Origin of the sequence: Modestobacter sp. VKM Ac-2979, from assembly GCF_026967995.1 — a bacterium.
Classification (GTDB): Bacteria; Actinomycetota; Actinomycetes; order Mycobacteriales; family Geodermatophilaceae; genus Modestobacter.
Window position 1 is genome coordinate 549,777 of record NZ_JAPVBO010000002.1, and the last position, 13,392, is coordinate 563,168.

The window sequence follows — 13,392 nt, forward strand, 5'->3', positions numbered from 1 at the left end:
GTGGAGCGCGCGCCGGCTGGGCCGAGGAGCGGGGTGCCGACGTGAGCTTCGTCGACCCGCCGGCCGTTGCCGCATGGCGCCACCAGCAGGCCCGCACCGGTTTCGAGGTGGTGCACTTCCGGCGGTCCGGCGGGGGCTGGCAGGTGGTCGGCTGCACCACGGCGGTCGAGGCCGGCGTGGCCTGGACCGTCGACTACACCCTCGATCTCGACGCCGCCTGGGCCACTCGCCGGGCGGTGGTCACCGGGCGGTCGTCGATGGGTGCCCGCAGGACCACGCTGGACTCGATCGGCGACGGCCGCTGGCACGTCGACGGGCTCCGGGCACCGGACCTGGACGGCTGCCAGGACGTCGACCTGGAGTCCTCGGCCATGACCAACGCACTGCCCGTGCACCGGCTCGACCTGGCGGTGGGGCGGCGGGCGTCCGCGCCGGCCGCCTACGTGCGGGCCGTGGGCTTGGGCGTCGACCGGCTCGAGCAGTCCTACACCCGGTTGCACGACGACGGGGCCCACCGGCAGTTCCACTACAAGTCCCCGGCCTTCGACTTCAGCTGCCAGCTGGTGTTCGACCCGTCCGGGCTGGTGCTCGACTACCCGGGCATCGCCGTCCGTCAGCTCTGAACCGGTGTCCCGCGGTCGAGGCGCTCGTCCAGGGCCTGGGTGAACAACCAGCCGCCGATGAGGACGAACTGGAGCAGGAACAGCCAGAACCCGATGGCGATCACGCCGCCGACCACGGTGAGGCCGCCGAACGGGGCGCCGAGGTCCAGCGGCAGGGCCAGGAACAGCACGAACCCCTGCAGGAAGCCGGACAGGCAGGCGGCGGTGAACAGCGCCCCGGACAGCACCGCCCGCCAGCCCAGCCGGCTGGCCGCGACGACCCGGAAGATCCACACCAGCGGCAGGGTGAGCGCGAACAGCACCGAGTAGTAGCCGGTGGCGAACCCGCCGACCGCGGCGCCGAACCCGGGGGTCTCGGCCAGGTGCGCGAGCACCCCAGCGACCAGCAGCAACGGGTACAGCAGCAGCGGTGCCAGCACCAGCAGGGGCAGGGCCAGCGCCCGGCCCCGCCAGGCGGTGAACCGGTCGTGCGCCGGGCTGAACCGCAGCAGCGCCCGGCGCAGCCCCTCGCCGTAGAGCGAGATCGGCAGCAGGGTCAGCAGGGCACCGACGACGCTGAGGCCGGTGCCCGCCTCGGCCAGCCGCTGCACCGCTGCCGGGGCGCCCAGCTCGTCGGGCAGCACCTCGGACAGCCGGGTGGCGAGCTCGCGCACCTCGTCGGCCCCGGCCACCCAGCTGGTCAGCCCCAGGGAGAGCACCAGCGCCGGGACGACGGCGATCCCGGCGTAGAAGGTGAGCCCGGCGGCGATCAGTGCGGTGTCCCGGTTGCGCAGGCGGGCCCGGATCGCCCTCAGCAGGCCGCGCGCCTCCCTCGCCAGCTGCACCGGGTCATGTGACCAGGTCCGGCCTGGTCCCGCTCGGCGGCGCGCCCGGCGCCGTGGTCTGGAGGTCAGCCGAGGGTGCCGACCAGGATCATGAAGGTGAAGGCCACCACCAGGATCAGCACGAAGGTCGCGACGATGATCAGGCGGGCCCGGTTCTTCGGCAGCCTGCCCTGTCCGCTGCGGTCGGTGCGGCCGTCGGGTCGCTCGCTCATCGGTCCTCCTGGGAATCGGTACGCGCCCCGGTCCGACACGTGGTCTCCCCGGGTCGCCGGCCTGCTCGGGCGAGCGGGCGGCTGTGTCCGGTGCCTGCCCAGTTCTGCGGACGCTCACGCCTGAGACGTGACCCACTCCGCTCAGTGGACCACTCCGCTCAGTGGACCCCGAGCAGGTGCTGCGCCGCGGCGAAGCCGCCCAGGCCGCTGACCGCACCGCCGCGCACCGTGCCGCCCGAGGAGGCGGCGACCACCCGCGGATGCGCCGTCGCCACGCCCCAGGTGCCGACGGCCTCCGGGTCGGGCGCGACCGGCCAGGCGAGGTCGCCGTGGAAGATGTGCCCGCCCGGCATCGCCAGCGACGCCTCGACGTCCAGCGGCGAGGACGCCTGCAGGCACGGCCGCCCGTCGCCGTCGGTGGCCAGGCAGTCGGCCAGCGGCTCGGTCAGGTGGGCGTCCAGCTGGGCCAGCACCCGCCGCACCGCCTCCGTCCGGGTCCCGACGGGGTCGGCCGCGTAGAGCTCGGCCGGCGTGTGCAACCCGAACAGGGTCAGGGTGTGCAGCCCGGTGTCGCCGACGATCGACGGGTCGGTGAGCGAGTGGCAGTACACCTCGAAGGGGACCACCTCGGGCAGCTGCCCGGCCGCGGCCTGCGCGTACGCGGCGTCGAGCTGGCCGGCCGCCTCGTCGACGTGCACGGTGCCGCTGAAGACCCGGCGGGGATCCGCGCCGGACCGCAGCCCGGGCAGCCGGCGCAGCACCATGTTGACCTTCAGCTGCGACCCCGACGGCCGCGGCGCCGGGGCGGCGCCCAGCAGCTCGTCGAGCACGGCCGGGGCCGCGCCGCTGACCAGGTGCCCGGCGTCGGCCGCGTGCGCCGTCCCGTCGGCGTCGGTCCAGTGCACGGTGACGCCGTCGGCCCGGGTCTCGACCGCGGTGACCTCGGCGCGGGTGAGCAGTGCGGCACCGCGCGCCCGGGCTGCGTCGGCCAGCGCGCCGCTGACCGCACCCATCCCACCGACCGGCACCCGCCAGCGGCCGGTGCCGTTGCCGATGAGGTGGTACAGGAAGCACCGGCCGGCCAGGCCGTCGGCGGCGTGCACGTCGGCGAAGGTGCCGATCAGCCCGTCGGTGAGCGCGATGCCCCGCACCTCGTCGTCGGTCAGGTGGTCGGCGACGACGTCGGCCAGCGGCCGTTCCCGCAGGTCGCGCCAGATCTCCGGGTCCCGCAGGCGCGCGGTGACCGCCGCCTCGCTGGGCAGCGGTCCGGTCAGGGTGGGGGCCAGGTCCTCGGCGAGGGTGGTCAGTCGGCCGTAGAACCGCTGCCAGCCGGCGAACTCGGCGTCCGAGCCGGTGAGGGCGCGGAAGGAGGCCGCCGTCTCCGGCCCCTCGTCCCGCTCGACCAGCAGCCCGGTGGCCGCACCGCCGCGGCGCAGCGGGGTGTAGGAGGCGACCGCCCGGTCCAGCAGGGTGATCGGCAGCGCCAGGTCGGTGACGACCCGGTCGGGCAGCAGGCTGACCAGGTAGGAGTAGGCCGACAGCCGGACGCCGACGCCCGGGAAGACCTGCTCGCTGACCGCGGCGCCGCCGAGCACGGCCCGCCGCTCCAGCACGAGCACCGACCAGCCCGCGCGGGCCAGGTAGGCGGCGGCGACCAGCCCGTTGTGGCCGCCGCCCACCACGACGGCGTCGTACCGGGCTGCGGTGCTCACGCCAGCTCCCGAGCGAAGCAGAGCGAGAACGGGTCGTCCACGTAGTGCCCGAACGCCGGGATCGGCCGGTAGCCGGCCGCGGTGTACAGCCCGACCGCCTCGGGCTGGCGCGGCCCGGTCTCCAGCAACACGGTGGTCCAGCCCCGCCCCACCGCCTCGGCCTCCAGCGCGGTGAGCAGCAGCCGGGAGACGCCCCGCCCACGCGCCGCCGGGACGACGTACATCCGCTTGAGCTCGGCGGTGCCGTCCCCGAGGGGCCGCAGCGCGCCGCAGCCGATCGGCGTGCCGTCGTCGTCCCGGGCGAGGAGGACGACGGCGACGTCGGCGGCAGACGGCGGCACCCCCGGCTCGCTCGCACCGCCGTAGCGGGCCCGCAGCTCGACCTGCTGGGCGGCGGTCAGCGCGGCGACGTCCGGGTCGTCCCACGAGGCGGCGGAGAGGGTCGGCACCGGGTCATCCTGGCGCGCCGTCGTCCACCTGCTGCAGCAGCCCCCACACGAACCGGGCCCGCACCCGGCCGGGGAGGTGCACCTCGAAGCGACTCGGGACGCCGGGGTCCACCGCGGCCGCGCCGGGCAGGGTCACGACGTCGTCCACCACGTGCTCCCAGACGCGCAGGGCCCCCGGTGCGGCGGCCGGCACGGCGGAACCGGGCGCGCGGACCAGCTGCTCGTGGAGCACCGCGCCGTCCGGGCCGCCCAGCACCTCCCACCGCAGGTGCGGCCACAGCGGCAGCGGCCACCGCCGGACGACGAGGTCGACGTCACCGAACCGGCGGTCCTCCTGCTCGGCGGATGGACCGAGCACGGCAGCGCGCAGCACGAGCCCGCGCGGTGCTCGCTCTGTGTGATGGAGCGCGCGCCAACGACGGTGCGCGGCACGCGCCTCGGCCCGGTCGGCGCCGAGTCTGGGCAACGCCTCGGAGACCAGGTCGGGTCGCGTGTCGGCCATGCGGCGGAGCAGCACGAGGCAGAACTCCCGCTGTGCCAGGCCCTTCACGCGGCGAGCCTGTCACGCTCGGTGAGCGTGTTGCAGCACACGCCCGGGGATTTCCACAAATTGACCCCAGTCGTTTGTCACGAGCACATAACGCACGTACGGTCACCAGCGGTCCTGACGGGCAGCGCAGTCGCCCACCCGGGTGACCACCGACAGGACCGCCGCCGAACCACACGGCTCGCCGCAACACTCGCGGGCTCGTGGACCGGGGACCCACCGCAGCACTGGGGTGAAGCTCCGCACGGCCCGCTCGCGGGCCCGAGGAGCCGGGCGTCTTCCCGCCCGAACCCGTCAGCTAACTCGGTAGGCGGCAGGTGGAAGAAAGGACACACCCGCCGAACATGGCGAGTTCGCACATCTCTGTCCGTCGTGGCCGCAACGGCCGACGGGCCCTGCTCACTCTGTTCGTCGCGGGTGGCGTCGCCCTCGCACCGGTGCCCGCCCTGGCGGCTCCTGAAACACCCACCACCTCGCAGGAGGCGGCCGAGCTCATCGCCGCCCGTGGTCACGACCTCGAGGTCGTCACCGAGAAGATGCACGAAGCGACCGACGTGCTGACCAGCATGAAGGCCGCCTCGGACGCCGCCGCCGCCGAGCTCGTCGCCGCCGAGGCGGCCGTGGTCGAGGCCCGTGACCACGTGCGCCAGGTCGCCCGCAGCGCCTTCACCGGTGAGCAGCTCTCCTCGCTGCAGGCCATGCTCACCAGCTCCTCCGCCGACGAGATGCTCGACCGGATGGGCACGCTGGACAGCATCGCCGGGCACAACAACGAGGTGCTCGGGGTCGCGCAGCAGGCCACCGTCAGCGCCGACGAGGCGAAGGCCGCTGCCGAGAAGGCCGCCGCCGACGCGGAGGCCCAGGTCGCTGAGGTCGCTGCCCAGCAGGCCGACCTGAACGAGCAGATCGCCGAGTACCAGGCCGAGTACGACCGGCTCTCCGCCGAGGAGCGCGAGCGCGCTCGCATCCTGGCCGAGCAGCACGCGGCCGCAGAAGCGGCGGCAGCCGCAGCCGAGCGCGAGGCCCAGGCCGCCGCGGCGGCGGAGCGCAACAACGCCCAGACCGCCTCGCGCGACGAGCGCACGGCCCCCGCTGCCCGTGCGGCCGCCCCCGCCCCGGCCGCCGCTGCGGCGCCGGCACCGGCTCCGGCCGCGCCGGTCGTGGCCAGCAGCGGCGCTGCCGCCACCGCGGTGAGCACCGCGATGGCCCAGCGCGGCAAGCCCTACGTCTGGGGCGCCACCGGCCCGAACTCCTACGACTGCTCCGGGCTGGTGAAGTACTCCTACGCCGCGGCCGGGGTCAACCTGCCCCGCAGCAGCCGGCAGCAGGCGGCGTCGGGCCGGGCGGTCTCCCGCGGCGAGCTGCAGCCGGGCGACCTCATCGCCTACTACAGCCCGGTCAGCCACATCGGCATCTACATCGGCAACGGCCAGATGGTCCACGCGCCGACGTCGGGTGACGTGGTCAAGGTCGCCAGCATCGACGCCATGGGCCCCATCACCGCCATGCGTCGGGTCGCCGGCTGACAGCTGCACCACCCCGCGACACCCGCCGGTGCCCCGGTCGCCTGACGGCGGCCGGGGCACCGGCGCGTCCGGACCCGGTGGCGACGATCACCCGGGTACGCGCACCGGCACCCCGTCCCGCCGGGCACGATGAGGTACAGCCCACGCCATGCCCACCCCGAGGAGCACCGTGCCCGCCGCACTGACCGACCCCACGAGGGTCGCCCGCGTCTTCCGCGTCGTCGCCATCGCCGAGGCCGTCTCCTGGGTGCTCCTGCTGGCCGGCATGTTCGTCAAGCGGGTGCTGCAGGCCTCGGAGCTGGGCGTGCAGGTCTTCGGCCCGGTCCACGGTGCGGTGTTCGTGGCCTACGTCGTCGTCGCCCTGCTGGCGTGGCGGGTGCTCCGCTGGACCCCGGCCACCGGGCTGCTGGCGCTGGCCGCCTCCATCCCGCCACTGGTGACCATCTGGTTCGAGCGCTGGGCCCGGCGTACCGGCCGGCTGCCGGTGGACGCCACCACGCCGGTCCGGGCCGGCTGAGCGCACGATGGTCACCCCCGTCCTGCCCGCCACCGCCCGCACCCTGTTGGCCCGCACCGCACGGGTCCAGCGCGACGGCCGGGCACCCAGCCTGGTCGCGGGCGTCGTCCGGGACGGCGGGCTGGCCTGGTCGGCCGGTCGCGGCGACGTCGCCGAGCCGCACACCGACGTGCAGTACCGGCTGGGCTCGATCAGCAAGACGGTGACGGCCCTGGCCGTGCTCCGGCTGCGCGACGAGGGCCGCCTGGGGCTCGACGACCTGCTCGAGGAGCACGTCCCCGACACCCCCTTCGGGGAGCGCACCGTGGGCCAGCTGCTCGCCCACCTCGCCGGCGCGAGCTCGGAGAGCCCCGGCGGCTGGTGGGAGCGCGTCCCCGGCGGGTCGCTGGCCGAGCTCCGGCTGACCGACGACGACGTCGTCCTGGGCAGCGCCCGGCGGTTCCACTACTCGAACCTCGGGTTCGGGCTGCTCGGTGAGCTGGTCGCCCGGCATCGTGGGCGCTCCTGGGCCGAGGTGGTCCGGGACGAGGTGCTGCTGCCGCTGGGCATGGAGCGCACCACCCCGCGGCCCACCGGTCGGGCGGCGCAGGGTGCGGGGGTGCACCCGTGGGCAGACGTCGTCCTGCCCGAGCCCGAGCACGACGCCGGCGTCATGGCCGCGGCCGGCCAGCTGTGGGCGACGCTGGCCGACCTCGGCCGGTTCGCCGCCTTCCTGCTCGGCGACACCGGCGACGTGCTCTCCCCGGCGACGCTGGAGGAGATGACCGTGCCGGCCGGGATCGACTCGTCGTCCCCCGGGTGGTCGGCGTACGGGCTGGGGGTGCAGGTCCTGCGGGTCGACGGGCACACCCTCATCGGCCACGGCGGTTCGATGCCAGGCTTCCTCGCCGGGGTCTTCGTCGACCGGTCCGAGCAGGTCGGAGCGGTGATGCTGGCCAACACGACCAGTGGGCTCGACCCGCTGGTGCCCGGGTTGCTGGCCGACCTGCGGGCCGCCGAGCCCCGGATCGTCGACGCCTGGGTGCCGTCCCCGCCGCCGCTGCCGCTGGACTCGCTCGGCGTCTGGTTCTGGGGGCCGGCTCCGCTGGTGCTGCGCGCCCAGTCCGGTGGCCTGCTGCACCTGGGGCCGCTGCCCGGCCGGTCCGGCCGGGCGAGCCGGTTCGCTCCCCGCGCGGACGGCACGTGGGTCGGGCTGGACGGCTACTACGCGGGCGAGACGCTGCGGATCGCTCCCGACCACCTGGACCTGGCGACGTTCGTGCTCACCCGTACGCCCTACGACCCCGAGGCACCCGTGCCCGGCGGGGTCGACGAACGTGGCTGGACGGCGCCCTAGGCGTCAGGCGCCGGACGGTCGGGCGCTGGGGTACAGGCCGGCGGCGTACTGCTCGCCGTAGTACTGCTGCAGCTCGGCCAGTGGCGTGGCGGCAGCCTCCTGGGCGTGCGCGATCCGGGCCCGGGAGGGCAACGCCCCGGGATCCCAGGTCGCCGGGTCCCACAGCTGCGACCGCAGGAACGCCTTGGCGCAGTGGTAGAAGACCGACTCGATCTCCACGACCATGGCCAGCAGTGGCCGGTGTCCGCGGACGAGCATCCGGTCCAGCAGGTCCTCGTCGCGCACCAGGCGGGCCCGGCCCTGTACCCGGAAGGTGTCGCTGCGACCGGGCACCAGGTAGATCAACCCGACGTGCGGGTTGGTCAGGATGTTGCGGAACCCGTCGGCACGACGGTTGCCGGCGCGCTCGGGCAGCGCGATCGTCCGGTCGTCCAGGACGACGGTGAACCCGGGCGGATCGCCCTTCGGGGAGACGTCGCAGCTCCCGTCGGCCGCCGAGGTCGCCACCAGGCAAAACGGTGAGGCGGCCAGCCAGTCCCGGTCGATCGCGTCCAGGCAGGGGCGGTCCTTGGTGGCGGCGCGCGGCGCCGGTTCACCCAGCAGCTCGCGCAGCTCCGCCTCGGTGGTGATCTCGTCCACGGCGCCAGTCTGGCCCACCGGACCAGTCCCGAGGCCACCGCGAACGGGCGGGTCCGCCGTCAGGGGAGGTCGAACGCGTCCATCGTCGTCTTCACGATGACGCCGTAGGCCAGGTGCGGGACGACGTCGCTGACCCAGTCGGTGGCCGACCAGGTGCGCGGGTCGGTGATCCCGAGCGCGGTCATCGGGCCGTTGGTGCCGATCAGCACGCCGATCGTGGTCAGCGCCGTCCCGACGAGGGGCTGGGAGCGGAAGCCGGCCGCCCGGGCGAGCCCGGCGAGCACCCCGACCCCGACCCCGGCCGCCAGCCCGGTGAGCGGACCGAGGCCCTGGACCCGGTTCTGCCGGGTCTCCTCGTCGCCCGGGATCGACACGTGGGCCTTCTCCGCGAGCACCTCGACCGTCTGCTCGGGGGTGGAGCTGGTGCCCCGGCCCCGGCCGACCATGTCCAGGTAGGTGACGGCGTTGAGCGCGGTCGTCCCCGCTGCGCCGGCGGCGGCCCCGCGGAGCACCCAGCCCAGCGTGCTGATCCCGCGCTTGCCCTTGCCGATCGTCCCGAACGGGGTGTGCGTGGCCATGGTCGCCGCCCTACCCGGGCCGCCGGGCGGGCGAAACGACCGTCAGCGCCAGCTGAGCCGGCTGCGGGCCGACCAGTACTCCGCTGGCTCCTCGGGTTGCACCCAGCCCGCCGCCGTCGGGTCCGCCGCGGTCAGGTCCAGGGTGCGGGCGGCGGCGTTGCTCTCCAGCTGCGCCACGGTCACCGCGCCGGAGAGCACGACGTCGCACCACGGCTGGGCCAGCGCCGCCGCCAGGGCGACGGCGTCGACCCCGGCGCCGCGCTCCCGCGCGGCAGCGGCCAGCGGGGAGTCTGGCGCGGTGCCCCGGTCGGTCAGCCGGCCGTTGGCGACGCCCTCCTTGACGACCACCCGGGCGCCGGCGGCCGACGCCTCGGCCAGCGCCGGCCCGGCCGAGGGCTCCAGCAGGTTCCAGGTCGACTGCACGCTGGTGAACAGCGGCGCGCCGTCCACGGTCAGCTCCAGCCCGCGCCGGACCGCGTCGGCCTGGGCCGGCCCGGAGGTGGAGAATCCCAGCTCGACGCCGTCGGCGCGCAGCCGGGCCAGTCGGTGCTGCAGCGGCCGGTCGGTCCACAGCGGGCTGTCGGCGGTCAGCGAGTGCACCTGGTACAGCTTCAGCCACGGCCCCAGCAGCGCCGTCGTCTCGGCCAGCTGCCGCTCGAAGGCGGGCTCCGTGTGCTCCTTGACCTCGTGCACCGTGGCGTCCGGGCGCCAGTCGGCGGTGTAGCGATAGCCCCACTTGCTCGCCACGAACGGGGCTGCGTCGGTGGTGCTCAGCCACGAGGCGAGGAACTCCTCGGCGCGGCCGTAGGACCGCGCGGTGTCCACGTACTCGATGCCCAGCGCGGTCGCGGCGTCGAGCAGCTCGGAGGTGCGGGCCTGGAGGACGGCGGGGGCGCGGTCGGCGGGCAGGTCGGCGTCCCGGCCGAGGGTGAGGTAGGCCGGCCGGCCGACGGCGGCCAGGCCGACACCCAGCTGGGCAACGGAGTCGTGGGGCACGGGCCCATCCCAGCACCCGGACGGCGTCCGGGGCATCCTGACCGGGTGGACGACGTCGACCGGGTGCTCGAGCAGACCATCGACGCCCTGCTGGACCAGCGTCGTCCCGGTGCGTCCATCTGCCCGTCGGAGGCGGCCCGGGCGGTCGACCCCGACGGCTGGCGGGACCTGATGCCCGCCGCCCGCTCGGCGGCCGGGCGGCTGGCCGCGGCGGGCACGGTCGAGGTCACCCAGTCCGGCGCAGTGGTCGACGTCGCCACCGCGCGCGGGCCGGTGCGGGTCCGCCGGCCCGGCTGAAACGGCTGTCCCCGCGGGCCGGTGCGTCGCTACCGTGCGGTCTCCACCGGCGTACGGGAAGCGGGGCAGCGTGGCGGTCGACGGACAGGCGTACCGGTCCGAGCTGAGGCTCGAGTTCGACCCGCCGCCCACCGCGGCACCGCGGCCGGAGCTGGCCGACGTCGGCAAGCTGGTGCGCCGCGGGGTGCGGGCAGTCGTCGGGGCGGCCCGCGCCGAGGACCGGACGACGCTGTCCGGCCTGCTGCTGGCCCATCTCGGTCCGGCGGGTGCCGAGCTCGACGTCGTCGAGGAGGCGTGGCCGGGCTACGAGCACGTGAACGTCCAGGCCGGGCTGGACACCTGGCTGGCCGGCGCGGACCGCGCCTGGCAGCTGGTCGGCGTCGTGGGCTTCCAGCACCGGCCGTTCGGGCTGGGGGAGCTGCTGTCGGCGGGACCGGAGGCGCAGGACCCGTACGGGCCCCGGCCGGGGAACGCCTCGCGGGTCAACCGGGCGGCCGGACCGGACGGGGAATCGCGGCCGTGCGTGCGCTGCGGCGTCTACCTGGTGACCGAGGGGCCGGCCCGCACCGCGGTGCTGGTGCGCGGCCCGGAGCCGGAGTCGGGGCTGCCGAACACCACGGTGCAGGTGGTCAGCACCGACCCGGAGCTGGCTGCGCGGGCCGCGACGGAGATCCGCGCCGCGGCGATGGCACAGAACGTGTTCCGCGGGCAGGTGCTGTCCTTCGGCGCCGAGGTGTTCGGCCACGGCCAGACGCTGCTGCAGTTCCACCGTCGGCCCACCCTCGCCGCCGACCAGCTGGTGCTCGCCGCGGACACGCTCGCGGAGGTGCAGCGCCAGGTCGTGGAGGTGGCGCGGCACAAGGAGCAGCTGCTCGCCGCCGGGCAGCACCTCAAGCGCGGCGTGCTGCTGTACGGGCCGCCCGGCGTCGGCAAGACGCACACGGTGCGGTACCTGACCAGCAGGCTGACCGGGACGACGGTCCTCCAGCTCACCGGCAACGCCCTGCACCTGATCGCCGAGGCCTGCTCGGTCGCCCGCGCGCTGGCGCCGGCGATGCTGGTCATCGAGGACGTCGACCTGATCGCCGAGGACCGCGGCATGCACCCCGGCCAGCACCCGCTGCTGTTCCAGCTGCTCAACGAGATGGACGGGCTGGCCGAGGACGCCGACGTCGTCTTCGTGCTGACCACCAACCGGGCCGACCTGCTCGAGCCGGCGCTGGCGGCGCGGCCGGGGCGGGTGGACCAGGCCGTGGAGCTGCGGCTGCCCGACGCCGAGGCCCGCCGGGCCCTGTTCGAGCTCTACCGGCGCGGGCTGGAGGTGGACACCAGCGGACTGGACGACGTCCTGGCCCGGACCGAGGGCGTGACCGCGTCGTTCCTCAAGGAGCTGCTGCGCCGGGCGGCGTTGCTGGCGGCCCAGCGGACCGAGACAGGGCCGCTGAGCGTGTCCGCCGTCGACCTCTCCGGCGCGCTGGACGAGCTGCTCGACACCCGCAACGCGATGACCCGCACCCTGCTGGGCAGCGCACCGGGCTGAACTGCGCCGATCAGCCGCGGCGGTGCCGCGACCGGCGCGCCAGCAGGCCGGTGAGGAGGGCGAGGCCCGCGCCTGCGACGACCAGCACGCCGGCCCAGGACTGCGGCGCGGACCGCAGCTCGGTGCCGGCGGCGCCGGGCAGCGGGTCGACTGCGACGGCGGCGCCCTCCGCCGCGCTCAGCGCCCGGACCTCGGCGACCAGCTCTGGCGCGGCCGGCGCGGTGCCGCCACAGAGGTCGGCGCGGTGGGGGCCGCCGTCCTGCCCGCCGGCGAAGACCAGGAACGGTCCGTCACCAGCCAGCTCCAGGCCGCAGCTGGCGCCCGAGGCGGCCGAGACGACGCCCTGCCGGGCGTGCGCCGTGCCCTTGAACACCGCGTCCACGGCGAACACGTGCAGGGCGGGGTCGCTGCTGCTCGCCCCGCCGTTCACCTCGCGGGAGACCAGGTGCCCGGCGAAGACGACGTCGGCCCGCTCGAACTGCTCGGGGGTGGCCAGTCCCGCACAGCTGCACGCCGACGCCGGGGTCGCCAGGACCCAGCCGGTGAACACGAGCGCCACGGCGGCCAGGACCACCGCGACCAGCGTCGTCGTCCTGGACATGGCCGGGAGCATGCTCCCGCAGGATCTCGGTCAGGTCTCGCCGACGGGGCTCACCGGCGCCGCATCCGGTGGGCCTTCCAGGGCGGCTCGGGGTCGAAGCCGCCGCCCTGGTGGGTCCACCAGCCGGTGGGGTGCGGCTCCCGAGCGGCCAGCGACTCGTCCCAGTGCACCAGCATCAGCCGGGCCGTGGACTCCACCGCGCTGACGCCGGGGCCCCAGAGCAGCTCGGCGTCCTCGTCGACGTGCACCCTCCCGGGGTCGATCCACAGCCGGTGGGTCCGTCCGTCGACCACGACGACCACCTCGTCCCGGTCCGCTCCGCGGGAGACCGGCGTCCCCTGGCTGTCGAGCTTGCGGACGAACAGGTCGACGATCTCTCGGCCCACCGCGTCGTCAGCCATCGTCGGTGACCGGCAGGGACCCGGCGGCGCGTTCCAGCAGCGGGGTCATCCGGTGGTCGACGAACCGGCGCAACGCCAGGTTCGTGTCCGTGCGCTGGACGCCGGGGATCGCCAGCACCTGCTCGGTGATCCGCCACAGGTCGTCGGCGTCGACGGCGACCACCTGGACGAGCAGGTCGGCGACCCCGGAGAGCCCGATGACCTCCAGCACCTCGGGGATCGCGGCCAGCGCCTCCCCGACGTCGGCGAGGCTGCGCTGGACGACCTGCACGGTGACGTAGGCGCCCAGCCGGTAGCCCAGCGCTTCGGGTCGCACCCGGCGCTCGAAGGGGTCCAGGACGCCGTTGGACTCGAGCCGGGCCAGCCGCGCCTGGACGGTGTTGCGGGCCAGGCCGAGCCGCTGGGAGAGCGCGAGGACGGTGGCCCGGGGGTCCTCGGAGAGGGCGAGCAGCAACCGCGCGTCGGTGGCGTCCAGGGCGGGCACGTTGCTCAGTCTGACATGGGAGGGCGGTCAGTCAGTGCCCTTTCTGCGCAACGGCGACGGAGGTGGTTGCGCAGATCGGCTGCAGAGTGATCTTCTCCACACACGGCCCG

17 protein-coding genes and 1 riboswitch are annotated in these 13,392 nt (G+C 75.3%); of the genes, 6 read left to right on the top strand and 11 right to left on the bottom strand.

What is annotated here, in order from left to right; genetic code table 11:
* Window positions 1-41 precede the first annotated feature (41 nt).
* The gene (locus O2W15_RS07210) at window positions 42-623 is read left to right on the top strand and encodes a putative glycolipid-binding domain-containing protein (protein WP_269162638.1); all 582 of its coding nucleotides are present in this window, start codon (window positions 42-44) and stop codon (window positions 621-623) included.
* Here the strand turns inward: O2W15_RS07210 and O2W15_RS07215 are convergent.
* The 5 genes from O2W15_RS07215 to O2W15_RS07235 form a co-directional block, all read right to left on the bottom strand.
* On the bottom strand, window positions 614-1,447 hold the full coding sequence (locus O2W15_RS07215) for a YihY/virulence factor BrkB family protein (protein WP_269178913.1): 834 nt from the start codon (window positions 1,445-1,447) through the stop codon (window positions 614-616). The two genes, O2W15_RS07210 and O2W15_RS07215, sit on opposite strands and share 10 nt — an antisense overlap.
* Before the next feature lie 65 nt (window positions 1,448-1,512).
* On the bottom strand, window positions 1,513-1,659 hold the full coding sequence (locus O2W15_RS07220; RefSeq protein WP_269178914.1) for a hypothetical protein: 147 nt from the start codon (window positions 1,657-1,659) through the stop codon (window positions 1,513-1,515).
* Between the two features lie 158 nt (window positions 1,660-1,817).
* On the bottom strand, window positions 1,818-3,371 hold the full coding sequence (locus O2W15_RS07225; protein WP_269178915.1) for a phytoene desaturase family protein: 1,554 nt from the start codon (window positions 3,369-3,371) through the stop codon (window positions 1,818-1,820).
* A complete protein-coding gene (locus O2W15_RS07230) occupies window positions 3,368-3,820 on the bottom strand; it encodes a GNAT family N-acetyltransferase (protein ID WP_269178916.1) in 453 nt (150 codons plus the stop codon). Before O2W15_RS07230 ends, O2W15_RS07225 begins: the two co-directional genes overlap by 4 nt.
* A gap of 4 nt (window positions 3,821-3,824) precedes the next feature.
* A complete protein-coding gene (locus O2W15_RS07235; protein ID WP_269178917.1) occupies window positions 3,825-4,370 on the bottom strand; it encodes a hypothetical protein in 546 nt (181 codons plus the stop codon).
* A 169-nt stretch (window positions 4,371-4,539) separates the two neighbouring features.
* Window positions 4,540-4,695: riboswitch (cyclic di-AMP (ydaO/yuaA leader) on the top strand.
* Window positions 4,696-4,711: 16 nt separating this feature from the next.
* On the opposite strand from O2W15_RS07235, the gene O2W15_RS07240 reads away from it, so the two are divergent.
* The 3 genes from O2W15_RS07240 (at window position 4,712) to O2W15_RS07250 (ending at window position 7,746) form a co-directional block, all read left to right on the top strand.
* The gene (locus O2W15_RS07240) at window positions 4,712-5,893 is read left to right on the top strand and encodes a C40 family peptidase (protein ID WP_269178918.1); all 1,182 of its coding nucleotides are present in this window, start codon (window positions 4,712-4,714) and stop codon (window positions 5,891-5,893) included.
* Window positions 5,894-6,041: 148 nt separating this feature from the next.
* Complete coding sequence (locus tag O2W15_RS07245; RefSeq protein ID WP_269178919.1) at window positions 6,042-6,410, top strand: DUF3817 domain-containing protein; 369 nt, start codon at window positions 6,042-6,044, stop codon at window positions 6,408-6,410.
* A gap of 7 nt (window positions 6,411-6,417) precedes the next feature.
* The gene (locus tag O2W15_RS07250; RefSeq protein ID WP_269178920.1) at window positions 6,418-7,746 is read left to right on the top strand and encodes a serine hydrolase domain-containing protein; all 1,329 of its coding nucleotides are present in this window, start codon (window positions 6,418-6,420) and stop codon (window positions 7,744-7,746) included.
* 3 nt (window positions 7,747-7,749) lie between these two features.
* On the opposite strand, the gene O2W15_RS07255 is transcribed toward O2W15_RS07250, so the two are convergent.
* Genes O2W15_RS07255 through O2W15_RS07265 form a run of 3 tightly spaced genes read right to left on the bottom strand, consistent with a single transcriptional unit; the run spans window position 7,750 to window position 9,959 of the window.
* Window positions 7,750-8,385 (bottom strand): pyridoxamine 5'-phosphate oxidase family protein, encoded by a 636-nt coding sequence (locus tag O2W15_RS07255; protein ID WP_269178921.1) that lies wholly within the window; start codon window positions 8,383-8,385, stop codon window positions 7,750-7,752.
* A 59-nt stretch (window positions 8,386-8,444) separates the two neighbouring features.
* Window positions 8,445-8,963, bottom strand: a complete 519-nt coding sequence (locus O2W15_RS07260; RefSeq protein ID WP_269178922.1) for a hypothetical protein — start codon at window positions 8,961-8,963, stop codon at window positions 8,445-8,447.
* Between the two features lie 42 nt (window positions 8,964-9,005).
* Window positions 9,006-9,959, bottom strand: coding sequence for an aldo/keto reductase (locus tag O2W15_RS07265; protein ID WP_269178923.1), 954 nt, complete (start codon window positions 9,957-9,959; stop codon window positions 9,006-9,008).
* A 45-nt stretch (window positions 9,960-10,004) separates the two neighbouring features.
* Between O2W15_RS07265 and O2W15_RS07270 the strand changes: the two genes are divergently transcribed.
* Window positions 10,005-10,256 carry a DUF3253 domain-containing protein gene (locus O2W15_RS07270; RefSeq protein ID WP_269162650.1) on the top strand — a complete coding sequence of 84 codons (252 nt, stop codon included), beginning with the start codon at window positions 10,005-10,007 and terminating at the stop codon, window positions 10,254-10,256.
* A gap of 70 nt (window positions 10,257-10,326) precedes the next feature.
* Entirely contained in the window at window positions 10,327-11,796 is a 1,470-nt protein-coding gene (locus tag O2W15_RS07275; protein WP_269178924.1) for an AAA family ATPase, read from the top strand.
* Window positions 11,797-11,806: 10 nt separating this feature from the next.
* On the opposite strand, the gene O2W15_RS07280 is transcribed toward O2W15_RS07275, so the two are convergent.
* From O2W15_RS07280 to O2W15_RS07290, 3 genes are read right to left on the bottom strand one after another with little or no spacing between them, the layout of a single operon-like run.
* On the bottom strand, window positions 11,807-12,397 hold the full coding sequence (locus O2W15_RS07280) for a hypothetical protein (protein ID WP_269178925.1): 591 nt from the start codon (window positions 12,395-12,397) through the stop codon (window positions 11,807-11,809).
* Between the two features lie 50 nt (window positions 12,398-12,447).
* On the bottom strand, window positions 12,448-12,798 hold the full coding sequence (locus O2W15_RS07285) for a hypothetical protein (RefSeq protein WP_269178926.1): 351 nt from the start codon (window positions 12,796-12,798) through the stop codon (window positions 12,448-12,450).
* Window positions 12,791-13,282, bottom strand: a complete 492-nt coding sequence (locus O2W15_RS07290; RefSeq protein ID WP_269162654.1) for an Lrp/AsnC family transcriptional regulator — start codon at window positions 13,280-13,282, stop codon at window positions 12,791-12,793. The genes O2W15_RS07285 and O2W15_RS07290 overlap by 8 nt, the downstream gene beginning before the upstream one ends.
* Between the last annotated feature and the right edge of the window lie 110 nt (window positions 13,283-13,392).

What these genes read in the sequence shown, in the direction of transcription:
- O2W15_RS07285 (WP_269178926.1), bottom strand. Translation starts at nt 12,798, where the DNA reads ATGGCTGACGACGCGGTGGGCCGAGAGATCGTCGACCTGTTCGTCCGC.
- O2W15_RS07260 (WP_269178922.1), bottom strand. Translation starts at nt 8,963, where the DNA reads ATGGCCACGCACACCCCGTTCGGGACGATCGGCAAGGGCAAGCGCGGG.
- O2W15_RS07280 (WP_269178925.1), bottom strand. Translation starts at nt 12,397, where the DNA reads ATGTCCAGGACGACGACGCTGGTCGCGGTGGTCCTGGCCGCCGTGGCG.
- O2W15_RS07240 (WP_269178918.1), top strand. Translation starts at nt 4,712, where the DNA reads ATGGCGAGTTCGCACATCTCTGTCCGTCGTGGCCGCAACGGCCGACGG.
- O2W15_RS07220 (WP_269178914.1), bottom strand. Translation starts at nt 1,659, where the DNA reads ATGAGCGAGCGACCCGACGGCCGCACCGACCGCAGCGGACAGGGCAGG.
- O2W15_RS07250 (WP_269178920.1), top strand. Translation starts at nt 6,418, where the DNA reads ATGGTCACCCCCGTCCTGCCCGCCACCGCCCGCACCCTGTTGGCCCGC.
- O2W15_RS07245 (WP_269178919.1), top strand. Translation starts at nt 6,042, where the DNA reads ATGCCCACCCCGAGGAGCACCGTGCCCGCCGCACTGACCGACCCCACG.